This window comes from Deltaproteobacteria bacterium (assembly GCA_016709225.1).
Lineage (GTDB): Bacteria > Myxococcota_A > Polyangia > Nannocystales > Nannocystaceae > Xiheibacterium > Xiheibacterium phototrophicum.
In genome coordinates this window covers 2,834,361-2,857,373 of the sequence record JADJEE010000012.1, presented here as the reverse complement: position 1 = coordinate 2,857,373, position 23,013 = coordinate 2,834,361, and the positions used below count along the sequence as shown (strand labels likewise).

The window sequence follows — 23,013 nt, the reverse complement described above, 5'->3', positions numbered from 1 at the left end:
GACCGCGAGGATAACCCAAGCCCGCGGGGGTTCACGCGCGACTACAGGCTCACGCCGCTGGCTTCGCCCTCGAGATCCGCGAGCAGTCGCTGTGCGATCGCCTCGCACAACGACTCGGGCGGCGGCTCGAGGTCGCGCTCACCGCCCTGCAGCAGCACCACGCCGACCAGCCGCGTGCGCCCGTCGCCGGTGCAAGCGAGCAGGAAGCTCGACCAGCTCGACGACGTCGCGTCGAGGCGCTCGAGCCCCAGTGCGGCGGTGTCGGGCGACTGCCTCGCGCGCGACAGCCTCGCGACCGCGGCGCGCGACAGCTCGCCGGCTGGCTCACCGCCGTGTCCGGGCGCAGCGAGCGAGGGGTGCCCGTGCCGCGCGAGGTACAGCAGACCTGTGCGCGCGCCCGAGGCCTCGACCACCATCTCCAGCGCTCGCTCGGCCCGCGCGTTGGCGGTGCGGCAGTCGCTGAGGATCGACTGCACCTCCGAGAGCGTGTCGTGCCGTGCGGTCTCGGCTCCGAGCATCTCCGTGACGATGTCGTTCGCACTGACCTCCAGCCGTGGATCCGGCGGCGGGTGCAGCGTGCGTTCGAGCCGCTCCCAGCGCGCGATGAGCACGGGGTTGCGCGTCGGTCGATACCAGAACTCCGCCTGACCCGCGGCGTGCGCGGCCTGGGACGCGTTGCCGACCGCCAGCGCGACCTGAGCCCGCGCCTCCCACAGCGCACCGAGCAGCAGCGGGTTGGCCGAGGCTTCGACGTCCTCGATCGCGCGATCGAGCCGCGCCGCGGCGATATCGGGCTCACCTGCGGCGCACTCGGCCAGCGCCAGCGATCGAATCGCGCGCACGCGGAAGCTGATCTGCTGGTGATCGTCGTCGACGTCCTCGATGCACGCCCGCGCCGCCGCGCGGGCCTGCTCGATGTCGCCGCGGGCGAGCAACACCTCGATCCGCGCGGTCTCGGCCCACGGACGGATGAGGCCCTCCCCAGCCGGCAAGCCGGCGAGCCCGGCCTCGATCGCACGCAGCGCACCGTCGAGGTCGCCACGCAGGCGTGCGTGCTCGCCCCGCGCGACGTCGAGGTGGGCGCGGTAGTCGAGGCCGGCCGCGACCTGTCGCGCGAGCACCTCGATGTGCCGCTTGAGGCCCAGCGCGTCGCCGCAGAACGCCGCCGTCACGCAGGCCGACGCATGGTGCACGGCCTCGAGCTGCCACAGCGAACCGAGGCGCACGAACTCGAGCTCGGCCTCGGACCACACCCGCCGGGCCTCCTCCTCTTCGCCGCGCCACAGGTGATGATGGGCGCGCAGCTGCAGCGCACCGATGTGCCAGATGCGGGTCTCGAGGCGCTCGAGCGCGGCGATCTCCGTCAACGCCTCGGGCCCACCGGTGCGCACCGCCGCGAGCCCGCGCTGGAAGGTCGCACCGCCCAGCACCAGCCGCTTCTCGGCCAAGGAGTACTCGCCCGGGTCGTGCAGGAACGCCGCCATCTCGCCGACGCCGATCGAGCGCACCGTCTGCAAGCGACCCAGGTTGAACGCCAGCAGGTTCTCGACGAAGCGCACCGCGTTCGAGATGTCGGGCCGACGCATGCGCGAGACCGGCGCCAACATGCGATGGCAACGACGCAGCTGCTCGGTGTCGAAGCTGAAGCCCGCCACGCCGGCGGCGTAGACCACCGCGCGCAGCCACATGCGCATTGCGGCCACCGGCGCCGGGCCGCGGCGCCCCGGCGGCAGGAACCCACGCATCAGCCACGCCGTGCCCACGCCGATGGCGAGCGCGACGCGCAACCCGAGGAAGCCGAGGCGCCGCGCGATCGGCAGGCCGGCATAGCGCTCGAGCAGTGCGATGGTGCGATCGCCATGCTTCACCGCGGTGTCGCGGTCGCTGTAGAAGCCGGCGGTGTGCAGCATGTCGAGCAACCGGACGCGCGTGCCCGCGCTCGCGCCCGACTCGAGGTAGACCTCGAGCGCAGCGGTCAGCGGTGCGATCGCATCGGCGTACGAGGTGGCCTCGTAGAGTCGGCGACCCGCCCGGGCCAGCAGTCGGGCCCCCAGTCGCCGCTCGCCGCCGCGCAGCAGGTGCCAGCCGATCGCGGCCTCGCGCTCCGCCGACACCGGGCCCTCGGCCAGCCGCGTGCGTCCGACGTGCAGCTCCAGCCGGGCGCGCTCGATCGGATCGATGTCCCGCAGGAACGCCTCGCGCACGCCCTCGTGGCGCATTGCCCAGCGCTCGCCGGCGCCGACCAGGATGTCCTCGCGCTCGAGCTCGGCCAGCGCCGCGAACACTCGATCCTCGTCGAGGCCTTCGGCGAGCGCGACCGCGACCCGCAGCGACACGCGTCCGCCGTGCACGGCGATCGTGCGACCGAGCGAGCGCGCGTCGGCGCTGCGCGTGCGCACGCGGACATCCATCGACTCGGCGAGCCCCCGCGGCAGCCCCTCGTCCGCGAAGCCCTCGGGGATGACCCACGCGCCGTCGTGGTTGGTGACGACCTCGCGCTCGACCAGATGCCGCACGATCTCGTGGCAGTGCAGCGGACTGCCACCGGCCTGGCGTCGCAGCCACCGCGCGAGACGGCCGATGTTGGCGACCTCGCCGAACATCGTGCGCAGCATCTGCTCGATGTCGGCCGAGCCGAGACCGCCGGGATGCAGCACGATCGCGTGCTCGCGGATCTTCTGCACCGCGCGTCGCGCGTGGATGCCCTCGTCGGTCCGCAACGCGCAGACCATCAGCACCCGCTGGTCGTGGGCACCGAACGCCAGCGACGCCAGCGCGGACGCCGAGCCCTCGTCGGCACGCTGCAGGTCGTCGATCACGACCACCAGCGGCGCATGCTCGGCCAGCCGTTCGACACGCTCGGCCAGCGCCGACTGCAGTGCGAGACGTTCTTCGCGGAGATCGCCCGCCCCTTCGCCACCGCCCTTGCTCACCGTGCCCACGAACGTCGCAGTGGTGTCGGCCACCGGCGCGTCGCCCAGCAGCCGGCCGATCACGGAGTGCTCCGGCAGCGGTCCCGCGCCCGACCCAACGCCGCGACCATCGAGCCCGAGTGCCCGCAGCAGCGCATACGGCCCACCGCCGCGGGCCTGCGCCCGCAGCACGCGGGCGCCCGCGAGCTTGGCCTCGAGCTCGATCTCGTGGAGCAGGCGCGTCTTGCCCATACCCGAGCGGCCCTCGACGACGACGGTGCCACCGCTGCCCGCGATTGCCCGCAGCAGCCGCTTGCGCACCACCTCGAGCTCGTGTCGACGCCCCACCAGATCCGCGCTGCGGATGTAGCCACGGGCGACCTCGGCCCCCTCACTGGGCGCGAGCCCACCGATCGCGGTCAGACGGTCGATCACGTGGGCCGCGGTGGCGGGGCGACCGAGCGGCTCGTGGCTGAGCAGCGACAGCACCAGGTCATCGAGCTCGCGCGGGATGTCGGCGACGATGCTCGAGGGTGCCGGCGCACGCGTGCGACCCTCGCGGATCAGATCGTTGAGGCTGCGTGCTCGCCGTGGGTGTCGACCCGTCAACAACCAGAACGCGAGCGCACCGAGTCCGAACAGATCGGCCCGCCCATCCATTGGGAAGCCGAGCATCATCTCGGGTGCGATCGAGTGCACGGTGCCGACGATCTCCGACGTCGTGCCCGCGGTCGCGAGCATGCCGAAGTCGAGCAGCTTCGCGCGGCCGTCGGTGGTGCAGCGCGCGTTACGGGGCGCGATGTCGCGGTGCAGCAGCGAGCGCGCGTGCAGGAACGCCAGCGCCGACGCGATGTCGCGCAGCAGTCCGCAGGCACGCGACCACTCGAGCGGCGCGAGGTCGCCGAAGTCCTCGCCGTCGAGCAGCTCCATCGTGTAGTAGGGCCGACCGCCATCGAAGCCGAAGTCGTAGGCCTCGACGATCCGCGGGTGACGAAGCCGTGCGAGCGTGTGGAACTCGCGACGGAATCGCAGCAGGTCCTCGCTCTGATCGAGCTCGAGGCGGAAGCGCTTGAGTGCGATCTCGCGATCGCAGGTCTCGTCGATGGCGCGGAACACCTCGCCCATGCCGCCACGCCCAAGGCTCTCGAGCAGGCGATAGCGGGCGCCGACGATGCTGTCGGCGGGCATCTGCTTGCGAACCCGGGGATCGGAGCCCTTGGCCGATCGGCCACACGTGGCGTCGACGCCGGGCGCGCCCGGTCGTGCAGAACCGCTGGGATGCCCTCGATCCACGTTTGCTCGCGTCGCCCTGCCGGGGCTCCGGCAGCTCCGCCCATCATCCCACATCGGCGGCCGAGCGCACACGAACGCCGTGGGGGCGAACCAACGATCATCCGAGCTGGGGCGGCAGCTCGCGGTCTGCGGCTATGATGGTAGCGCCGCGGATCGGCGTGGTGAGGAGGGCGATGGTGGCGACCGGCAGCTATGAACCCGCGATTCGAGCGATGGACCGCGAGCACTGCACGGCGAGCTGGCGCGGCGTGTTCTTCAACGTATGGGACGGCGACTGCACTGCCGTCGCCGCCGACGGCATCGCTCGCACGTTCCACGAGATGCTGAGCGAGTTCCCCGACGGTGTCGTGATCCTCGGGGTGTCACGCCCCGGCGTCGCGCTGGTGCCCAAGCCCGAGGTGCGCGAGCGATTGGCGGGCATGTTCAAGGATCATCGCGGAGGCCTGCGCGGCGTGGCCTCGGCGATCCTCGGCGATGGCTTCGCCGCGGCGGCGAAGCGCAGCGTGATGACGACCATCGCGCTGATGGCCCGGCAGCCGGCACCGCTCAAGATCTTCGAGGCGCGTCGACCCGCCGCGGCGTGGGTCGCCGAGCGATTCACCGCCGGGCCGAGCAGCAACGAGATCCTCGACGTGCTCGGCACGCTCGAACATCGCTTCGATCGATTCCTGCGCGAGCAGGGCTCGCCGTCGCCGGCCTGACGCGCTGCGCTCAGGCGGCGCGCGCCGGCGCCTGCGCTGGCGCCGGAGCCGGGGCGGTGCCCAGCTGCAGCGCCTCGTCATGCCGCAGGCGACAGCCTGACCCGTTGCGATCGTCGCCCATGTGGATCGCCACCCACGGCGAGAACTGAGCCGCGTCGTAGCTCTTGCCGGCGCCCTTGCGGGCGAGCGCGAGCAGGTGACGACCGCAACGTGGGCACGCGTGCATGTGGACACCATCGGCGCGCCGCGGCCGGACTTGAGCCGCTGCGATCAGCAGCCGACGCCGAGCAGCTCTTCGACGCCCTTGCGCACCGGCATGCAGCTCCAACCCGAGGGGCAGCTGCCGCCATCGGTGCAGTCCCAAACGCACTGCCCGTCCTCGCAGTCGGTGACGGCGTCGACATCGAATGCCTCGGCCGGTACGCACTCGTCGGCCGTTTCGCACATGTCGTCGCCGTGGAGATCGCAGGACCGCTGCGTCTTCACGCAGATCGATCGCGACTCCTCCACCACACAGGAGGCCATCGCGACCGAGCCGGTGAGCCCGATCAAGAACCCCAGAACCACGTTCACGCCGCCGATTCGTCCCCGCATGTGCCTTGCCCCGTCGACCCGGTCCGCAATCGGACCCAGGCCACGGCAGCGTCGCAGGAGTCGGCACCTGCACGCACCGGGGGCTTCGCGGTCGCGGCGCGTCCGCGCCGCCGTTGCGTTTTCCGGGCGCTCGACGTGCGATGCGGGCCAAGGGGTGGGGATCGCGGCGCAGGCGCGTCCGAGCGCTACACTGCAAGATGGTATGCCCGCGCAGGACGTCGCGAACATCGAGATCGCCGCCGCGTTCGTCCGCGTGAAGATGCTGCGGCGGATCGCCGACATCGAAGAGGCCGATCGCCTGCAATCCGACATCGAGCGGGCGACACGCACCGCCGGACTCACGGCGGTGATGTTCGACTACCGCGGCGTGGTCGGCCACGACGAGTCGGTGCGCAGCGCGATGTGGGAGTGGGCCGCGGTATGCGGCCTCCAGGCGCTCGCCCTGCTCGTCGATGGCGAGCTCTCGCGCGTCCGGATGAACATGACGGCGTTGTCGAAGCGCGTCCCGATCCGGGCCTTCCTCACCGAGGACGACGCGATGGCGTGGCTGACGGATCCTGCGGGTCGACGACCGACGCGCGAGATCAAGCCGCCGTGACGGCCCGACCCGTGGGCGCTAGCGCAGATCGTCGATCGGACACCCGACCGCGACGGCGCTCGCACGCGGCGGCGCCTCGCCGCCCAGGATTGCCGCGAGCGCGTCTTCGAGGTCGTGCTCGCTGGCCTGCGCTCGAATGCGGCCGAACTCGGGCACGCGATCATCGATGCGTCCGTGATAGGCCAACACGGGCGTGCCATCGTCGGCGCGCACGAACACCGCGACCTCCGGCGTCACGCGGGCCTGCGCGGCGCTGACCAGCCGGTGCTCGGGATCGCGGAGTGCCGGCCACGGCAACGCGTACTCGCTGCGATGGCGCTCGATCGCGTCCGCGGCGACGTCGGGGTCGGGATAGACCAACCACGCGCCCACGCGATCGGGCGGCAGCGTCGAGGCGATGCGCCGTAGCTCGGGCGCGTAGCGGTTGGAGATGGGGCAATCGGGCGTGACGAACGCCAGCACGACGATCGGCACACTCGCCGTCAGCGGGTCGAACGCGCCACCGTCGGTGGTGAACACTGCCGCGGGCGGCAGCTCGTCGCGGGTGCCTGACGCCGGGCAACCCAGCGCCAGCGCGAACATCGACGCCGCCACGCGGCGCACGATCATCCCGGCGGTGGCAGTGCCTGCTGGCAACCACCGATCTCGAGGATGGTGTAGATGAGCACCAGCTCCTGCGGCGAGAGGCCGACGTACGTGTTGGTGAACTCGGCGGCGTGGTAGCTGGTGAACTGGATCTTGCCGCAGCCGAACTGACCGGTGACCGTCAGCGGATGCACGGCCGCCGGCAACCCGCCGGGACCCTCGAGCCAGACCTTGTGGCCGACGTCGACCTGCCCACCGAGGCCATCGTCGACCAGCACCGGCAGCGTCGCGTCGATGCCCGACCAGTTGTCGAGCGTCATCAGCGTCGGCAGCGAGTCGACCGCGGGATGCGTGTCGTCGTTGAAGGGGTTGATGTCCTTGTACGCGTCGGGCAGCGCGCCCAGCCACTCGAGCAGATCGTCGTCGAGCACGGTCGCGAGCGAGTCGTAGGAGCCGTTGTCGGCGCTGCCGCTCGAGCCGTCCCAGCCATTGAGGTTCTGGTACTCGGGGAACACCATCTGCAGCCACTCGTTCGACCAGTCGGCGACGTACCACCGGCCACCCGCGGCGACCCAGTCGCGGATGTTCTGCACCGCAGTCGGGTCGTTGAGCGTGCTGACGTAGGTGCCGCTGCTGCAGGGCACGAAGATGATGTGGTACTGCGCCAGCTGCACGGGATCGAGCACGAGCTCCGCGAGCGTGCCCTGCGAGACGAACCCGTCGGTGGACGGCGGACGGCCGTTGTCGTAGAGCGCGAACTGTTCGGTGTCGGGCACGAGCTTCTCGTCGAAGCCGGTGATCATGGTCTCGCCGAGACCGAACTTGCCGAGCGCGTCCTCGAGGCGATCGTACGAGGCATCGGCAACCGCGATGAGCGGGATGTAGAGGCCGCTGTCGGGATCGTTGTGATCGGGCAGCGTGGTGAGGATCGGCTGCAGGTCGACCGACTGCGGGCCGACGATGATCGGCGTGATCCGCATGAACTGGCCCTTCTGCACCACCAGGAACTTGCCCGGGCCCGAGTGCGCCGGCAGATCGAAGCTGCCGTCGGCGTTGCTGATGGTCCAGTCGTCGTCGTCGGCGAGCGCCTCGCACTCCGCACAGTAGACGCCCTGAGGGATGCCCGCCGGCTCCGTGTTCGTGACGTAGACGAGCGCGCCCGACACCGGCATCTCGCCGTCGGGGCCGTAGACGAAGCCGTGCAACGAAGCGTCGAAGTCCTCGCCGCCCTCGGCTCCGCCGAGGTCGAACTTGGGCCCGCCCATGGTGCTCTCACCGGAGTCCGCGACGCCGGTGGTGGAGGCCGTGGTGGCGTTGCTCGAGCCCGATGTCGAGCCGCCCGGATCCGCACCGGTCGAGCCGGTGGTGGCGTCGGAGGTCATGCCCATCGTGTTCGACGCGCTGCCATCGCTGCTGCCGCCGTTGCCAGCAGGCGTGCCGTCGTTGCAGCCGAGGGTGAGGGCCGAGAGCAAGGCCGTCGCCGTGACGCCGAGCCGGTGGTTCGAGATGGTTCGCTTCATGTTCGATCTCCGCTGCCCCAGCACGGAGACTTGCACATAACACCGCGGTCACGAAAGCACGGACAGCCGGGGACGATGCAGCGCATGGCGCGGCCTGCGGCCACCGGTGGCAACGCAGTTGCGGTGCGTTCTTGGCGACCGGCGCAGGCGCAAGCGCGATGCGAGCGGGGTCACCGACCGGCAGCGGACTTGACCCGCTCCAACCGTTCTGAAACGCTACAAATCCGATGGTTAGGTTGAGTCTGCATCGCCACGTACCGCTGTTGCTCGCGACGACTTCGTTGACGCTGAGCGCCTGCGGTCGCTCGCTGCTCGGTGAGTCCGACACCGACGGCGAGAGCGCCTCGGGCGAAACCGACCCTACCGGCGACCCCAGCGCGCCCACCGATCCGTCGAGCAGCCCCACGGACCCCAGCACCACGGCGTCGACCAACCCCACCGACCCCACCGGCGACCCCACGGGCACCACGCCGCAGCCGGGGCCGCCCCAGCTGATCGACGCGCGCATGCTCGACGCGCAGACCGTCGAGCTCTTCTTCAGCGAGCCGATCGCGACCCTGGGCGCGATCGATGCCGGCAAGTTCCGATTGTCGGCCGCGTTCGACAACGCCTACTACGCCTACGGCACCTGGTACTCCGATCTCGGCCGCTGGAACGGCAAGGAAGTCTGCCAAGAGTACTGCTACGGCGACAGCTGCTACACGTGGTGTTACACGCCGCCCGGCCCCAACGTCGAGGTCGTCGGGGTCGCCAACAGTGCGTACACCGATCGCGTGCTGCTGACGCTGAGCGAGCCGGTCACCAGCAACGTGTGCGCGCAGCTCATCAAGCGCATCGAGAGCGGGGCCGACGTCGCCGCGATCTTCCTGCACTACTCCAACAACGGCCAGGGCATCACCGATCTCGACGGCGAACAGCTCGATGCGATCGCCGAGCACTGGGTGCTGCTGTCGAATCAGTACTACACGTACCAGCCCGGCGCGTTCCCTTCGATGAATCCCTTCATCCCGATCGATTGCCCCTTCTGAGAGGCTCCGCGACGCATGATCATCGTGACAGGCACCAAGCGTTCGGGGACCTCGATGTGGATGCAGATCCTCATCGGCGCGGGCTTCGAGCCGTTCGGCGAGGCGTTCCCACGGGTGTGGGAGAACACGATCAAGGACGCCAACCCCGACGGCTTCTACGAGTCGATCCTGCGGCGCGGCATCTACTGGGCCACCAATCCCCACCCCCGCACGGGCGACTACTTCTTCCCCGAGCAGGTCGAGAACCACATCGTCAAGGTGTTCATCCCCGGGCTGGTACGCACCGATCGGGCCTTCATCGGTCACGTGGTCGCGACCATGCGACCGTGGCGCGAGTACGAGGCCTCGCTCGCTCGCCTCTACGACATGGAAGACGCCAAGCGGCTCGAGCAGACCGGCCAGCCCCCGCCGCCGCGGATTCCCTCGGTGCTCGAGTGGTGGCACGAGAACTTCTCGCTGGTGCGCGACATCGTGACACGGCGCCATCGCGTGCACGTGCAGTCCTACGACGGGCTCCTACGCGACCCCGAGAAGGTCATCGCGGAGACCATCAAGTGGCTGGGCCGTGGCGATGCGGAGGCTGCAGCCAAGGCGGTGAAGCCCGGCAACCGCACCCAGAAGCAGCCGGAGTCGAGCGCCATCGAGCCCGAGTTCGCGACGGTGTTCGACGAGCTGTACGCGGTCGTCGACGAGCGTCAGGCCATCACCGCGCCGTTCATCCAGAAGCTCAACCAAACCAACCTCCAGCTGGCTCCCCGCATGGCGCAGGCGCAGAAGGACGTCGCCAACGCGATGCAGAGGCTCCGCCGCGAGCGCGGTGCGTCCCACGAGCCCGACGAGGACGTGGAGGCGCAGCCGAGCTGGTGAACGCGGCGGCCGAAGCTGGGCCTGGGTGGTGGGGACGCAAGGTCGCAGCGTTGCCCGCCGAGGGCGTGGCGTTGGTTGCGACCGACCTGCAGGGCAACCTCGCGGACTTCCGCGCGCTGCTGCAGCTGCATCGCCGCGAGCTCGACGCGGGTCGCCGCGCCTGGCTGGTGCTGTGCGGTGACCTCGTGCACGGACCACCGCCCGAGCTCACGCGCGAGCGCTGGCCCGACCACCTCGGCAGTTTCTATCCCGACGAGTCCGCGATGCTGCTGCTCGAGGCGATGGAGTACGCGCGCGATCACGACGTCATCTACCTGCTCGGCAACCATGAGCACGCCCATGTCGGCGGGCCGGTGGTCAGCAAGTTCCACGACGACGAAGCGGCGGTGCTCGAGAACTCGCTGGGGCCCGATCGCGCGCGCGCGGTGGAGTTCCTCGCCGGCCTGCCGCTGCTCGCGATCGCGCCGTGCGGCGTGGTCTGTTGCCACGGCGCGCCGCGGGCGACCGAGCGCTCGCTGCACGCCTTCGACGCGCTGACCTACGACGGCTACCAGGACGTGCAGCCGTGGCAGATGATCGACGTCGGCACGCTCGGTGCGCTGCTCTGGGCGCGTGCCGCCACCACCGCCCACGCCGAGTCGCTGCTGGCGGTCGCGCACGGCGAGCCGCGCGGCTTCGTGACCTACGGCCACGACATCGTGCGCGAGGGCTACGAGTGCGTCGATGCCCGTCAGCTGTGCCTGTCGACGTCGTTCGGGCTGCACGACCACGCCAAGACCTACCTCCGGCTCGAGCTCGATCGCCGCTACGACGACACCGGCGCGCTGCGTCCGGGTCACGAGCTGCTGCCGCTCTACCCGGGGGCCACTGCGTGAGCCTCGCGGGCGTGGGCGGGCTCGGACTCGACGTCGTGGGCCTGTCGCGCTTCGAGCGGCTGCTCGCGCGCAGCCCCGCGTTCGCCGAGCGCTACTTCACACCGCAGGAACGCCATCGCTGCCGGGCGGCCGCGCGGCCCAGCGACGCGTTCGCGACCACCTTCGCGGTGAAGGAGGCCTGGCTCAAGGCCCTGGGTGTCGGCGTGCTCGACGGCATCGCGCTCGAAGAGCTCGACGTCGTGCTGGATCGCCACCACGCGACGATCCACACCGCCGGCGGGGCCGCGGCGCGGCAGGGCGCGCGGGTCTCGATGGCTGCGTGGGCCCGCGACCACGAGCGCGCGTGGGCGGTCGTGGTCCTGGTATAGATCGCCGGCCCCACCCCCCGTGTTCGCCCGCATCGCACGCGTCGCCACCGTGATCGTGATGATCGCCTACCCGGTGGTCGTGTACGTTGGCATGACCCGCACGACGATCCGCACCACGGCGCTGGCGTTGCTGGGCCTGTCGATCACGCTGGCGCTGCTGCGCGCGCGCAACCTCAGCGCGGCGGGTCTGCGCGAAGCCTTCACGCCGCTCGCCCCGACGCTGGTGGCCGCGGCCGCGAGCGCCGCCAGCGGTCGCGCGGGCCTGCTGCTGTGGGTACCCGTGTTCGTCAACCTCGGCCTGCTGGTCAGCTTCGGCAGCACGCTGCGCGGTGGTGCCATGCCGATGATCGAGCGCTTCGCACGGCTGCAGCACTCCGACCTGCCACCGCGCGGGGTCGCGTGGTGCCGCGGCGTGACCAAGGTGTGGGTCGGCTTCTTCGCCGCCAACGCGGCGGTCTCGGCCGCACTCGCCATCGCGGCCCCGTTCGAGTGGTGGGCGACCTACTGCGGTGGCATCGCGTATGCCTTGGTCGGCGCATTGATGGCCGGCGAGTGGATCCTCCGACGACTGCGGCTCGGCGCCGCGACGGTGGGCCCATGAGCTGGGTGCACCCCGACGCGCGGGTTGCCGGCCTCGACGGGGACTCGCGATGGTCGCAACTGCTGCGCGATGCCGACGCTCTCACGGTGTCGCCGGCGATCGATACCGTGGTGCTGGCCTGCGCCTCGCGCCGCGCCTTCGTGATCGGCGCGGCGCTGGCGTGGTCGCGCCAGCTGCGGCTGCGGTTGCCCGCGAACCTGCGGCCCGCGACGATCGCCGCACTCGCAGGCCCGCACGCGGTCGTGCTCGACGACGCCGCACTCGCACCGGTGCGCGACGACGCCGCGCTCGCCTCGGACGACGGACACCTCGCCCAGCTCGCACGCATCGCCACGCCCGCGGTCGAGCTCTACACCTCGGGCAGCACCACCGCACCGCTCGCAGTGCCGAAGACCGGCGACGAGCTGCTCGCCGAGGCCCACGCACTCACCCTGCAGCTGGGGCTCGGGCCGGCCTCCCGCATCACGTGCACACCGCCGCCGCATCACATCTACGGGTTGTTGTTCGGCGTGATCGCGCCGGCGCTCGCAGGGGCGAGCGTGGCCGAGGCCATGCCGCTGCAGCCCGAGGCCATCGTCGCGACGCTCGCCCGCCACGGCAGCGATGTGCTGGTGACCACGCCGGCGCAGCTGCGGGCCTGCAGCGTGCTCGCGCGCGGCGCCTTCGCGGGCCTCGCCCGCGTGGTCAGCTCGGGCGCTCCGCTCGGCACCGCATGCGCGACGATGGTGCGCGAGCACCTCGGCATCGCGGTCACCGAGGTGCTCGGGTCGAGCGAGACCGGCGGCATCGCCAGTCGCGTCCACGACCGCGATGATCCGCCCTGGGTGCCGCTCCCGGGCGTGCACGTCCGCGCCGACGATGACGGCCGCATGCACGTGCAGTCGCCGTGGTGCGGCCACGGGCTGCCGATCGCGACCGCCGATCGCATCGCGATGTCGGAGCACGGCTTCGTGCACCTCGGCCGCGTCGATGACGTCCTGAAGATCGCCGGCATCCGCGTCGCACTCACCGAGGTCACCGCCCATGCGCTCGCGCTGTCGGGTGTGACCGACGCCCACGCGCTGCGGCTCCCCGCCCACGACGGCCGCGGCGACGCGATCGGGCTGCTGGTCGCGACCACGACGCTGGACCCCGCGTCCGTCCGTGCGGCGCTGGCCGAGCGCTTCGACGCGGTCGCGCTGCCGCGGCGCGTGGTGTGTACCGAGGCGCTGCCTCGCAACGACCGTGGCAAGCTCGAGCGCAACGTCGCCCTCGCAGCGCTCGGCGTCACCGCCGTGCTCGAGCCACTGGTGGTGTCACGCGACGAGCAGCACACGCGCGTGCGCTTCGAGATCGACGGCGCCCTGCCCTACTTCGACGGCCACTTCCCGGGCGACCCCGTGCTACCCGGGGTGGTCGTGCTCGAGCAATTGGTCGCCCGCACGGTGGCGCGCACGTGGCCGGGCCTGGGCGGCATGCGGCGAGCGCGGCGGGTCAAGTTCACCCGCACCATCCGACCCGGCGACGCCGTCGAGGTCGAGCTGCGGCGCCGCGGCGCGCAGGTGGACTTCCGTGTGTCGTGCGGCGACGAGGCGTGCGCCAGCGGCACGGTGATCTTCGCCGCGGCTGCGGGTGCAGCGGTGGAGTAGACTGCGAGGGTTCGGCATGGAGCTCGACGTCGCAATCGTCGGTGGCGGACTCGCAGGCGCCACACTCGCGCGGCAGCTGCGACGCACGCTGCCACAGCTTTCGGTCGGCCTGTTCGAGCGCGACGACGACGGCGGCTTCAAGGTCGGCGAGTCGACCGTCGAGATCGCCGCGAACTACCTCACGCGTCGACTCGGGCTCACCAACTACCTTTACCAGAACCACCTGCCGAAGAACGGCGTGCGGTTCTTCTTCGACGACGCCGACCGCAACGCCGAGCTGGTGCGCCTGGGCGAGATCGGCACCGACGCGCTGCCCTACCATCCCGGCTTCCAGCTCGATCGTCAGCGACTCGACGCCGACCTGCGACGCATGAACCGCGAGGACGGCGTCGACGTGCAGGTCGGCGTCACGGTGAGCGGCCTGCAGCCCGGCCGCGACGGCGCGCGGCATGGCTTCACCGTGCGCGACGGCGATCGCGAGCGCACCGTCAAGGCGCGCTGGCTCGTCGACGCCAGCGGGCGCGCGCGTCTGCACGCGCGGGCGCTCGGCGAGCACCGCGGTGACACCGGCCACCGGCTCGCGGCCGCATGGGGACGCTTCACCGGCGTCGCCGATCTCGACGACGCGGGGACCCCAGCCTGGCGCGCGCGCGTGCGCCACACCAGTCGCACGATCTCGACGGTGCACTTCATGTACGCCGGCTACTGGATCTGGTTCATCCCGATCGCGCGCGGGGTCACCAGCGTCGGCGTGGTCTGCGAGGCCGATCGCTTCCGCGACGCGTGGCGCACCCCCGAGGGCCTGCGGGCGTTCGTGCAGGAGCACCGCGCCGCAGGCGAGCTGCTGGCGCCAGCAACCTGCCTCGACGCGATGGGTTTCGCGAAGGTGCCCTACACCGGCGGGTCGTTCTTCGGCGCCGATCGATGGTCTCGGGTCGGCGAGGCCAATGCCTTCAGCGATCCGCTCTACAGCCCCGGGTCGGACTTCATCGCCATCGAGAACGACCTCACGTGCGAGCTCATCGCGCGTGAGCTCGCCGGCGCCAGCGAGGGCGAGCTGGCCGCCGACGTGGCGCTGTTCGACGCGTTCGTGCAGTTCCGCTTCGACGCCGCGCTGGCGCTGTACCGGGACCTCTACCCCTGCTTCGGCAGCCGACGGCTGTTCTCGCTGAAGTGGGAGTTCGACATCCACAACTACTACAACCTGTGGTTCCACGCGTACGCGAGGGACCAGCACCTCGATCGCGGGTGGCTGCGCGAACAGCTGAGTCTGCGCGGGCCCATCCTCGCGCAGCTGCACAGCTTCGCGCGGCTGTTCCGTGAGGCCGCGGCGGTACTGCAGGAGCGCGGCGACTACTTCCGCGACAACCTCGATCACTACCACCAGCCGCTGCGCATCCTCGACTTCATCCCCGAGGTCGGCACCGCGCGCGCGCGCAAGCCCATGCTCCGGCTGGTGTCGGCGATCTCCAACCGCACCCGCGCCGAGGTGCTCGCGCTGATCGAGCCCGGTCGCAAGGTCGAGCCGTGGCCGCTGGGCGCGTACATGTTCGAACGCGATCTGCGGGCCGAGGCCTCGCCGTGAGCGCGCAGCCAGAGCGCGCCCCCGCCGGCGCGAAGGTGGTGCCGAACCGAATCGGCGTCGAGCACGTCGCCGAGGGCGAGGCCAGCCTGCGTGTCGACGACCCCGCGACCGACGAGACCGTTGCGTGGGTGCCCTACCACGGCGCCGCCGAGGCCCGCGAAGCGGTGGATGCCGCCGCCGCCGCACTGCCCGGCTGGCGTGCGCGTCCGCCGGGTGAGCGCGCCGATCTGCTGCGTCGCTTCGCAGCGGCGATGCTGCAGCAGCAGCGCCAGCTCGCCGTCGAGCTCACGCGCGAGCAGGGCAAGCCGCTGGCCGAAGCCATGGGCGAGATCGCCTACGCGGCGTCGTTCATCGACTGGTCCGCCGAGGAGGGCCGACGACTCACGGGCGAGTACCAACCGCAGGCGGGCAACGACAAGCGCATGATCGTGATGCGACAGGCGCTCGGGGTCGTCGCAGCGATCACGCCGTGGAACTTCCCGGCTGCCATGATCACGCGCAAGCTCGGGCCGGCGCTGGCGGTGGGCTGCACCGCGGTGGTGAAGCCGGCCGAGCAGGCGCCGCTGACGGCACTCGCGCTGGCCGAGCTCGCACTGGCGGTCGGCATCCCGCCCGGCGTCATCAACGTCGTCACGGGCGACGCCGACGCGATCGGTCGAGCGTGGCTCGACGATGCCCGCGTGCGCCGGCTGAGCTTCACCGGATCGACCGAGGTCGGCCGCCTGCTGGTGGCCCGCGCGGCCACGCACCTGACGCGGCTTTCGCTCGAGCTGGGTGGACTCGCGCCGCTGTTGGTGTTCGACGACGCGGATCTCGACGCGGCCGTGCGTGGCACCATCGTCGCGAAGTTCCGCAATGCCGGTCAGACCTGCATCTGCCCCAACCGCATCTACGTACACGCCGCCGTGCACGACGCCTACGTCGCGAAGCTGCGGGCCGCGATGGCGAGCCTGCGCATGGGCCATGGCCTCGACGAAGGCGTGCACATCGGCCCGCTCATCGACGACGACGCGGTCCACAAGGTCGAGACCCACGTCACCGACGCCCGGGATCACGGCGGGGCGCTCGTCACCGGCGGCCACATCGTGCAGCCGCGCGCCCAGCTCGTGCGGCGCTTCTGCGAGCCCACGCTCATCACCGGGCTCACGCCCGCGATGGCAATCGCCCGCGAAGAGACCTTCGGACCGGTGGTCGCGGTGCAGGCGTTCGATGACGAGGCCGAGGCGCTCGCGCTCGCCAACGACACACCGTATGGCCTCGCGGCCTATGCCTACACCCGCGACCTCGCACGGGCGCTGCGGGTCGCCGAGGGCCTCGAGTGCGGCATCGTCGGTCTCAACGACGCGGCGGTCTCGAACGCGCAGGCGCCCTTCGGTGGCGCCAAGGCCTCGGGCTGGGGCCGCGAGGGCGGCAAGTGGGGCGTCGAGGAGTACGTCGACGTGAAGTACGTGTCGATCGGCTGAGCGCACCGCACCGGCGCTCGACACCGCCATACCTCGACGAACGGCTCGCCGTGAGCCGAGGCCGTGCGCGCCATCATGCGTCGCGCACGAAGTCCTTCCAGATGCGCATGTACTCGGCGAAGCGAGGACTGAGACCGGCCTCGCGCAGCTGCACGATGGTGACCGGTGGGCGCGTCGGTGCCCACGCGGGGTCGACGATCGCGTGGGCCCAGTCGCGGTTGACGATCGCGGAGCGCCCCAAGGCGACCGCGTCGGCGCCGCGATCGATGAGCGCCTGGGCCTCGTCGCGGGTCCAGACGCCGCCGGCGACGAACACCGCGACATCGGGCGGCAGCGCCGGGCGAAACAGCTCGAGCGCATGCACGTCGGGGTGCTTGCGGGTGTTGAGCTGCGAGCGCCACAGCGAAAGGTGCACGAAGTCGACGCCGTCCTCGGCGAGCCAGCGCGCGACCTGGACCGTCTCGTCGACATCGATGCCCTTGGCGTTGCCGAAGTCCTCCGGCGACAGACGCACGCCGACGGTGAAGTCGCGACGCACACGGGCCCGCACGGCCCGCGTGGCGTCGCGCAGCAGACGTGCGCGGTGCTCGAGCGGGCCGCCCCAAGCGTCGGCGCGGCGGTTGCCGGTCGCACTCAGGAACTGCGTGAAGAGATAGCCGTGCGCGCCGTGCAGCTCGACGCCGTCGAAGCCGGCCATCTGTGCCCGCGCGGCTGCGTCGGCGAACTGCTCCACGACCCGCGCCAGGTCCTCGGGCGTGGCCGCCCGCGCGCCTTCGCCTTCGCTCGCGCTCCACGGCTGCACGCCGCTGAACTCGGGATCGGCCCGCACGCCGCCGTGGAAGATCTGCACCACCGAGGCCGCACCACGTTCGCGCAGCGCGTTGGCCAGTCGCCGTAGGCCCGGCAGCTGTGCGTCCTCGAAGATGCCGAGCTCACCCTGCCAGCCCTGCCCGTCCTTCGCGACGTGGGCGGCACACGTCATCACGGTGCCGAAGCCACCCTCGGCGCGACTGCACAACCACGCGAGTTCGTCGTCGGACAGCGTGCCGTCGTCGTGGCTCTGCTTGTTGGTCATCGGCGCCAGCACCACGCGATTGCTCGCGCGCAGGCCCGTGCGAAGGATCATCGGCTCGAGGATCGAGGTCATCGGCGGCGCCCACGGTAGCACCGCGGCGATCAACGTGCGTCGGCCCAGGGCATCACCGGCAGCTCGTGCCGCGTCGCGCTCAGCACCGCGCGCTGGAAGCGGTTGTCGTCGCGCCAGATGTCGCCTGCGAGGATCGAGATGAGGCCGGCGCGCATGTTGGCGTCGGGGGCCTCCCCGAGCAACAGGTTGTCGATGAGCCGCCCGTTGTAGAAACGATGCGCGAAGCAGTGGAAGGTGCGGTACGCCACTGCCAGGGCGGCACGGTGGGGCTCCATCAGTGTCGGCGACGCCAGCATGGCGTCGTCGACGAACGCGGCCACGACGTGCGCGGCCATGCGCTGCGCCGATGACAACGCGATCGCGACGCCCGAGGAGAACACCGGATCGAGGAAGCCGGCGGCGTCACCGATCGCCACGAAGCGCGCGCCGTGGGGGCTGCGATTGACGTAGCTGTAGTCGGCGATTGCGCGCAGCGACGAGCGTCGAGCGCCCGCGGTCAAGCGCGTGAGCATCGGCGAGCCCGCGAGCTCGCGCGCGACATCGGCGTCGTCGGGTGCGCCTGCGCGCGAGACCAAGCCGACCGAGAGCCGACGATCCGCCAGCGGGATGGCCCAGATCCACCCGTCGGGCATGCGCAGCACCTTGACGTCGCCGCGCGGCGCGAGCTCGGCCCATGCGGCGTCGCCGAGCCCCTCGAAGTGCAGGAAGCTGGCGGCCTTGCCGAGCCCGGGCACACGATCATGCTCACGCCCGCCCCGTGAGGTCAGCCCACGACGACCACTGGCGTCCACGAGATAGCGCGCGCGCACGGTGCGAGCCGCCGCGCGCGAGGGCACGCCGCGCGAGCGACCGCCGCGTACGTGGCCCTCGTCGGGGCCGAGCCCCTCGGGCGTCGGCACCAGCTGCAGCTCCACGCCGCGATCGTCGATCGCGTGCGCGAGTACGGTGACGCCGAACTCGACGGACGCCCCGGCCTCGAGCGCCGCGGCCGCGAGCGCATCGTCGAACGACGCGCGATCGACCTGATACGCGTGGTGCGGCAGCCCCGGCAACGCGTCGGCGAACGCGAAGTAGGCGTACTCGCCGGTGCGCTCGTCGTAGAACTCGGCGCCCTGCTTGCGCAGGTAGCCACCGGCGTCGAGGTCGATGCCCATCGCCGCGAGCACCGGCACGCACGAGGGCAGCAGCGACTCGCCGATGTGGAACCGCGGGAAGCGCTCGCGCTCGAACACGCCAACCCGAAGGCCCGCCTGGGCCAGCAGCGTCGCCGCGCAGGCCCCCGCCGGCCCGGCGCCCACCACCACCACGTCGAGGTCGTGCTCGGCGCTCATCGGGGCCTTGCGAAGACGAGCGAGGTGTTGATGCCACCGAACGCGAAGTTGTTGCTCATCACGCGCTCGAGCTGGGCCTCGCGGGTGGTGCGGACGTAGTCGAGCACGGCGCAACGCGGATCGACCTCGTCGAGATTGCGGGTCGGCGGCATGAAGCCGTCCTGCATCGCCACGATGCTGACGTAGGCCTCGATCGCTCCGCAGGCGCCGAGGGTGTGACCGGTGTAGCTCTTGGTCGACGAGATCGGCATCGCGGTGCCCAGCACCTGGGCGGTCGCGTGGGTCTCGGCGATGTCGCCGAGCTCGGTGGCGGTGCCGTGGCCGTTGACGTAGTCGATCGCGTCGGGCGACAGCCCGGCGTCCTGCAGCGCCCGCTGGATCGCGCCGGCCATGCCATCGACCGAGGGCGAGGTCGCGTGCATGCCGTCGCAGTTGGTGCCCCAGCCGACGAGCTCGGCGTGGATGCGAGCGCCGCGTCGCACGGCGTGCTCGTACTCCTCGAGCACCAGCGTGCCCGCGCCCTCGCCGATGACCATGCCGTCGCGCGCGGCGTCGTAGGGCCGCGGGCTCAGCTCGGGACGATCGTTGTACTTGGTCGAGGTCGCGTACATGACGTCGAAGACCGCCGCGTGCAGCTCGTGCAGCTCCTCGGCGCCGCCGCACAGCATGAGATCTTCATGGCCGTACTTGATGGCTTCGTAGCCGTAGCCGATGCCCTGCGATCCGCTCGTGCACGCCGAGCAGGTCGTGATCACGCGGCCGCGCACGCCGAAGTGGATCGCGAGGTTCGCCGCCGTGGTGTGGCTCATGAAGCGGAAGTACGCCGACGACGGCATGCCCTCGAAGGTCTGCTGCGTGAACACGCGCTCGAGCGGGCCCTTCATCGACGACGACGAGCCATGGGTCGAGCCGTGGGAGATCCCCACGCGCATGCCGGCGAGCGACTCCGGCTCGAGGCCCGCGTCGGCCAGCGCCTGCTCGGTGGCCCACACCGCGAGCAACGCGACCCGCCCCATGGTGCGCGTGGCCTTGCGGGGATAGTCGAACGACAGCCCCACGACCTCGCCGGCGAGCCGCGTCCACAGGCCCTTGTACGCGCCCCACTCGGGCTTGCTGACGATGCCGCCCCGGGCCTCGCGCAGCGCCGCGACCACCGTCGCTCGATCGTGGCCGATCGGCGAGGCCACACCCATGCCGGTGACGACCACGCGTCGCGGTGCGCTCACGTCATGCCCCCGTCGATCGCGATGACCTGGCCGGTGATGTAGGCCGCATCGTGGCTACACAAGAAAGCGACCAGCTTCGCGACCTCGTCGGGACGACCCAGGCGTCGCGCGGGGATCGTCGGCACGATGGTGTCGAGCGGCAGACCCGCGATCATCTCGGTGTCGATGAGACCGGGGGCGACCGCGTTGACGGTGATGCCGCGCTTGCCGAGCTCGCACGCGAGGCTCTTGGTGGCGCCGATCAGCCCGGCCTTGGCCGCCGCGTAGTTGGTCTGGCCGCGGTTGCCGTGCAGCGCCGACACCGAGGAGATGTTGACGATGCGACCCCAGCGACGCCGGACCATCGGCATCACCAGCGGGCGCGTGACGTTGTAGAAGCCGTCGAGGGTGGTGCGCAGCACCACGTCCCAGCCCTCGCGCTCGAGCGCGGGGAACGGCGCGTCACGGGTGACGCCGGCGTTGTTGACCACGACGTCGAAGTGGCCACCGACGCCGACCAGCTGCGCGAGCGCGGTGGCGCAGGCCTGCGCGTCCGCGACGTCGAAGCGGCTGGCGCGGGCGCGACCGCCGGCCGCGATGATGCGATCGACCACGTTGGCTGCGCTACTGTCGTCGCTGCGGTAGTTGACCACGACGTCGAAGCCGCGCACGCCGAGCTCGTGGGCGATCGCTGCACCGATCCCCCGGCTCGCGCCGGTCACGAGCGCGCGGCGCAGGCCAGTGTCGTCGGTCATCGCGGGTGTCTTAGCACAGCCCTGCGCGGCCCCGTAGCGGCGTCTGGGAGCCCGAATTCGACCGCGCGCGGTGATGCAGGACCGCCCACCTCACCGATCGGCGACGGGACAAATCCGCCACTGGCCGGACTCCCTTTAGACAGGACCCCGACCGAGCTCGGGGCGGAAGGCCCGTCATGCGCCGAGGATCCAACCCCAAGTACCGACGCGTCACGACCGCGCCCGCGCTGCCCGCGTGGGCGCGCCGGGCCGCCACCGTGGCGTGCTGCCTCCTCGGTACCGGCTGCTACGTCGGCCTCGATGCGACACCGAAGGGCAACGGCGGCGGTGACTCGGCCGCCGGTAGCGACGAAGGCGCCGACTCGCAGGGCGACCAGCCCCCGGTCGACGCGTGCGGCGGCACGATGTCGGTCGAAGACACGCGCATCCGTCGGCTCAGTCGCCTGGAGTACGAGAACACGCTGCGCGACCTCGGCCTGCTCGGCGCCGACGAGGCGGTGGTCGACTCCTTGACCGGCGACGTCATCATCGCCGGCAAGATGCGCGGCTTCCTCATCGGTGGCGCGGTCGACGAGTCGCTCGCACGCGACCTGCTGCAGACCGCGACCACCGTGGCCGAGCACGCGGTGGTCGACCCCAGCGCGCTGCTGGGCTGCACACCGACCACCGCGGCCGACGAGACCAGCTGTGTGGGTGACTTCATCGCCGAGTTCGGTCGGCGTGCCTATCGACGCACGCTCACCGCACAGGAGCGCGACGAGCTGCTCGCGGTCTACACCAGCGCCCGCGCCACGGTCGATTTCGCCGGCAGCGTGCAGACGCTGCTCATCGCAATCCTCACCGCGCCCGACTTCTTGTACCTGCTCGAGCACGACCCCGACGACGCCGAGGTCGGCGACGTGGTCGCAGTCGCCGGCCCCGAGCTGGCGTCGCGACTGTCGTACTTCCTGTGGGACTCGATGCCCGACGAGGAGCTACTCGCCGCCGCCGAGGCCGGTGATCTCGACGACGCCGCCGCGGTGGAAGCCCAGGCCCGGCGCATGCTCGCCGACCCACGGGCCGATCGCGCGATCCGACGCTTCTTGGTCGAGTGGACCTTCGTCGACGGACTCGCCCACGCCGCGAAGGACCCGACGCAATACGGCTGGTTCACACCCGAGCTCGCCGACGACCTGCGGACCTCGCTGCTGACCACGCTCGAGTCCACGCTGCGCGGTCCCGAGCCGACCCTGGCAGCCTTCCTCGCGCCGTCGACGATGTTCGTGAACGAGGCGATCGCACAGGCCTACGGCATCGACGGCGTCAGCGGCGACGCGTTCGTCGAGGTCGAGGTCGACGCGGACCAGCGCCCCGGGCTGCTCACGCACCCGGCCGTGCTCGCGCTCGCGGCCAAGGCCACGCGCGCCGACCCGATCGCGCGCGGGTTGTTCGTGCGCGAGCAGCTGTTGTGCGCCGATCTGCCGCCACCGCCCGCGACCGATGAGAACGGCGACCCGATCGACTTCGACGTGCCCGCGCCGGAGCCCGGTGTGACCAACCGCGAGCGCTTCTTCGAGCACACCGCCAGCCCATCCTGCTCGGGCTGTCACACACTGCTCGACCCGATCGGCTTCGGCTTCGAGCACTACGACGCCGTCGGTCGCTATCGCGAGATCGACGAGAACGGCAACGACGTCGACGCCAGCGGTGAGGTCATCGCAGCGGGCGACCTCGACGGCACCTTCGACGGCGCGACCGAGCTGCTGGCCCGCATGGGTGGCAGCGAGCACGTCGCCGAGTGCGTCGCCACGCAGTGGTTCCGCTACTCGCTGGGGCGGCGCGAGGGCGCCGCCGACGGCTGCACCACCGACACGATTGCGCAGCGCTTCGTCGAGTCGGACATGAACATCCAGGAGCTGCTGATCGCGATCGCGACCAGCGATGCGCTTCGCTACCGCCGCGTCGGCCCCGTCTAGGA

20 protein-coding genes are annotated in these 23,013 nt (G+C 71.3%); 11 read left to right on the top strand and 9 right to left on the bottom strand.

Annotated features, from left to right (window positions below; translation table 11 throughout):
- Positions 1-41 precede the first annotated feature (41 nt).
- Positions 42-4,100: a protein kinase gene (locus IPH07_36845; GenBank protein MBK6923015.1), complete on the bottom strand. Its 4,059-nt coding sequence runs from the start codon at positions 4,098-4,100 to the stop codon at positions 42-44.
- Between the two features lie 278 nt (positions 4,101-4,378).
- On the opposite strand from IPH07_36845, the gene IPH07_36840 reads away from it, so the two are divergent.
- Positions 4,379-4,906 carry a hypothetical protein gene (locus tag IPH07_36840; GenBank protein ID MBK6923014.1) on the top strand — a complete coding sequence of 176 codons (528 nt, stop codon included), beginning with the start codon at positions 4,379-4,381 and terminating at the stop codon, positions 4,904-4,906.
- A gap of 10 nt (positions 4,907-4,916) precedes the next feature.
- Here the strand turns inward: IPH07_36840 and IPH07_36835 are convergent, their stop codons facing one another.
- Both IPH07_36835 and IPH07_36830 read right to left on the bottom strand, forming a co-directional pair.
- Positions 4,917-5,132 carry a hypothetical protein gene (locus IPH07_36835; protein MBK6923013.1) on the bottom strand — a complete coding sequence of 72 codons (216 nt, stop codon included), beginning with the start codon at positions 5,130-5,132 and terminating at the stop codon, positions 4,917-4,919.
- 44 nt (positions 5,133-5,176) lie between these two features.
- Entirely contained in the window at positions 5,177-5,479 is a 303-nt protein-coding gene (locus IPH07_36830; protein ID MBK6923012.1) for a hypothetical protein, read from the bottom strand.
- A 223-nt stretch (positions 5,480-5,702) separates the two neighbouring features.
- Here IPH07_36830 and IPH07_36825 point away from each other — a divergent pair, with 223 nt between their 5' ends.
- Positions 5,703-6,098: a hypothetical protein gene (locus tag IPH07_36825; protein ID MBK6923011.1), complete on the top strand. Its 396-nt coding sequence runs from the start codon at positions 5,703-5,705 to the stop codon at positions 6,096-6,098.
- 18 nt (positions 6,099-6,116) lie between these two features.
- Here IPH07_36825 and IPH07_36820 read toward each other — a convergent pair whose 3' ends face one another.
- Both IPH07_36820 and IPH07_36815 read right to left on the bottom strand, forming a co-directional pair.
- Positions 6,117-6,692 carry a hypothetical protein gene (locus IPH07_36820; protein MBK6923010.1) on the bottom strand — a complete coding sequence of 192 codons (576 nt, stop codon included), beginning with the start codon at positions 6,690-6,692 and terminating at the stop codon, positions 6,117-6,119.
- 11 nt (positions 6,693-6,703) lie between these two features.
- Entirely contained in the window at positions 6,704-8,203 is a 1,500-nt protein-coding gene (locus tag IPH07_36815; GenBank protein ID MBK6923009.1) for a hypothetical protein, read from the bottom strand.
- Between the two features lie 227 nt (positions 8,204-8,430).
- On the opposite strand from IPH07_36815, the gene IPH07_36810 reads away from it, so the two are divergent.
- The 8 genes from IPH07_36810 to IPH07_36775 are packed head-to-tail and all read left to right on the top strand — an operon-like array spanning position 8,431 to position 16,618.
- Positions 8,431-9,231, top strand: a complete 801-nt coding sequence (locus tag IPH07_36810) for a hypothetical protein (GenBank protein MBK6923008.1) — start codon at positions 8,431-8,433, stop codon at positions 9,229-9,231.
- Positions 9,232-9,246: 15 nt separating this feature from the next.
- On the top strand, positions 9,247-10,098 hold the full coding sequence (locus IPH07_36805; protein MBK6923007.1) for a hypothetical protein: 852 nt from the start codon (positions 9,247-9,249) through the stop codon (positions 10,096-10,098).
- Positions 10,095-10,973 (top strand): metallophosphoesterase, encoded by an 879-nt coding sequence (locus tag IPH07_36800; protein MBK6923006.1) that lies wholly within the window; start codon positions 10,095-10,097, stop codon positions 10,971-10,973. Before IPH07_36805 ends, IPH07_36800 begins: the two co-directional genes overlap by 4 nt.
- Positions 10,970-11,341, top strand: coding sequence for a 4'-phosphopantetheinyl transferase superfamily protein (locus IPH07_36795; GenBank protein ID MBK6923005.1), 372 nt, complete (start codon positions 10,970-10,972; stop codon positions 11,339-11,341). Before IPH07_36800 ends, IPH07_36795 begins: the two co-directional genes overlap by 4 nt.
- Before the next feature lie 19 nt (positions 11,342-11,360).
- Positions 11,361-11,942 carry a hypothetical protein gene (locus IPH07_36790; GenBank protein MBK6923004.1) on the top strand — a complete coding sequence of 194 codons (582 nt, stop codon included), beginning with the start codon at positions 11,361-11,363 and terminating at the stop codon, positions 11,940-11,942.
- Positions 11,939-13,570 carry an AMP-binding protein gene (locus tag IPH07_36785; GenBank protein MBK6923003.1) on the top strand — a complete coding sequence of 544 codons (1,632 nt, stop codon included), beginning with the start codon at positions 11,939-11,941 and terminating at the stop codon, positions 13,568-13,570. The genes IPH07_36790 and IPH07_36785 overlap by 4 nt, the downstream gene beginning before the upstream one ends.
- Before the next feature lie 16 nt (positions 13,571-13,586).
- Positions 13,587-15,155: an NAD(P)/FAD-dependent oxidoreductase gene (locus IPH07_36780; protein ID MBK6923002.1), complete on the top strand. Its 1,569-nt coding sequence runs from the start codon at positions 13,587-13,589 to the stop codon at positions 15,153-15,155.
- Positions 15,152-16,618 (top strand): NAD-dependent succinate-semialdehyde dehydrogenase, encoded by a 1,467-nt coding sequence (locus tag IPH07_36775; GenBank protein MBK6923001.1) that lies wholly within the window; start codon positions 15,152-15,154, stop codon positions 16,616-16,618. The genes IPH07_36780 and IPH07_36775 overlap by 4 nt, the downstream gene beginning before the upstream one ends.
- A gap of 73 nt (positions 16,619-16,691) precedes the next feature.
- Here IPH07_36775 and IPH07_36770 read toward each other — a convergent pair whose 3' ends face one another.
- Genes IPH07_36770 through fabG form a run of 4 tightly spaced genes read right to left on the bottom strand, consistent with a single transcriptional unit; the run spans position 16,692 to position 21,056 of the window.
- Complete coding sequence (locus IPH07_36770) at positions 16,692-17,765, bottom strand: NADH:flavin oxidoreductase (GenBank protein ID MBK6923000.1); 1,074 nt, start codon at positions 17,763-17,765, stop codon at positions 16,692-16,694.
- A 29-nt stretch (positions 17,766-17,794) separates the two neighbouring features.
- The gene (locus IPH07_36765) at positions 17,795-19,096 is read right to left on the bottom strand and encodes a tryptophan 7-halogenase (protein ID MBK6922999.1); all 1,302 of its coding nucleotides are present in this window, start codon (positions 19,094-19,096) and stop codon (positions 17,795-17,797) included.
- Complete coding sequence (locus IPH07_36760) at positions 19,093-20,322, bottom strand: beta-ketoacyl-ACP synthase (GenBank protein ID MBK6922998.1); 1,230 nt, start codon at positions 20,320-20,322, stop codon at positions 19,093-19,095. Before IPH07_36760 ends, IPH07_36765 begins: the two co-directional genes overlap by 4 nt.
- Positions 20,319-21,056, bottom strand: coding sequence for a 3-oxoacyl-ACP reductase FabG (fabG, locus tag IPH07_36755; GenBank protein MBK6922997.1), 738 nt, complete (start codon positions 21,054-21,056; stop codon positions 20,319-20,321). Before fabG ends, IPH07_36760 begins: the two co-directional genes overlap by 4 nt.
- A 176-nt stretch (positions 21,057-21,232) precedes the next feature.
- Here fabG and IPH07_36750 point away from each other — a divergent pair, with 176 nt between their 5' ends.
- On the top strand, positions 21,233-23,011 hold the full coding sequence (locus IPH07_36750) for a DUF1592 domain-containing protein (GenBank protein MBK6922996.1): 1,779 nt from the start codon (positions 21,233-21,235) through the stop codon (positions 23,009-23,011).
- Positions 23,012-23,013 lie beyond the last annotated feature (2 nt).

What these genes read in the sequence shown, in the direction of transcription:
- IPH07_36845 (MBK6923015.1), bottom strand. Translation starts at nt 4,100, where the DNA reads ATGCCCGCCGACAGCATCGTCGGCGCCCGCTATCGCCTGCTCGAGAGC.
- fabG (MBK6922997.1), bottom strand. Translation starts at nt 21,056, where the DNA reads ATGACCGACGACACTGGCCTGCGCCGCGCGCTCGTGACCGGCGCGAGC.
- IPH07_36825 (MBK6923011.1), top strand. Translation starts at nt 5,703, where the DNA reads ATGCCCGCGCAGGACGTCGCGAACATCGAGATCGCCGCCGCGTTCGTC.
- IPH07_36770 (MBK6923000.1), bottom strand. Translation starts at nt 17,765, where the DNA reads ATGACCTCGATCCTCGAGCCGATGATCCTTCGCACGGGCCTGCGCGCG.
- IPH07_36840 (MBK6923014.1), top strand. Translation starts at nt 4,379, where the DNA reads ATGGTGGCGACCGGCAGCTATGAACCCGCGATTCGAGCGATGGACCGC.
- IPH07_36750 (MBK6922996.1), top strand. Translation starts at nt 21,233, where the DNA reads ATGCGCCGAGGATCCAACCCCAAGTACCGACGCGTCACGACCGCGCCC.
- IPH07_36815 (MBK6923009.1), bottom strand. Translation starts at nt 8,203, where the DNA reads ATGAAGCGAACCATCTCGAACCACCGGCTCGGCGTCACGGCGACGGCC.
- IPH07_36835 (MBK6923013.1), bottom strand. Translation starts at nt 5,132, where the DNA reads ATGCACGCGTGCCCACGTTGCGGTCGTCACCTGCTCGCGCTCGCCCGC.
- IPH07_36805 (MBK6923007.1), top strand. Translation starts at nt 9,247, where the DNA reads ATGATCATCGTGACAGGCACCAAGCGTTCGGGGACCTCGATGTGGATG.
- IPH07_36780 (MBK6923002.1), top strand. Translation starts at nt 13,587, where the DNA reads ATGGAGCTCGACGTCGCAATCGTCGGTGGCGGACTCGCAGGCGCCACA.
- IPH07_36785 (MBK6923003.1), top strand. Translation starts at nt 11,939, where the DNA reads ATGAGCTGGGTGCACCCCGACGCGCGGGTTGCCGGCCTCGACGGGGAC.
- IPH07_36810 (MBK6923008.1), top strand. Translation starts at nt 8,431, where the DNA reads ATGGTTAGGTTGAGTCTGCATCGCCACGTACCGCTGTTGCTCGCGACG.
- IPH07_36765 (MBK6922999.1), bottom strand. Translation starts at nt 19,096, where the DNA reads ATGAGCGCCGAGCACGACCTCGACGTGGTGGTGGTGGGCGCCGGGCCG.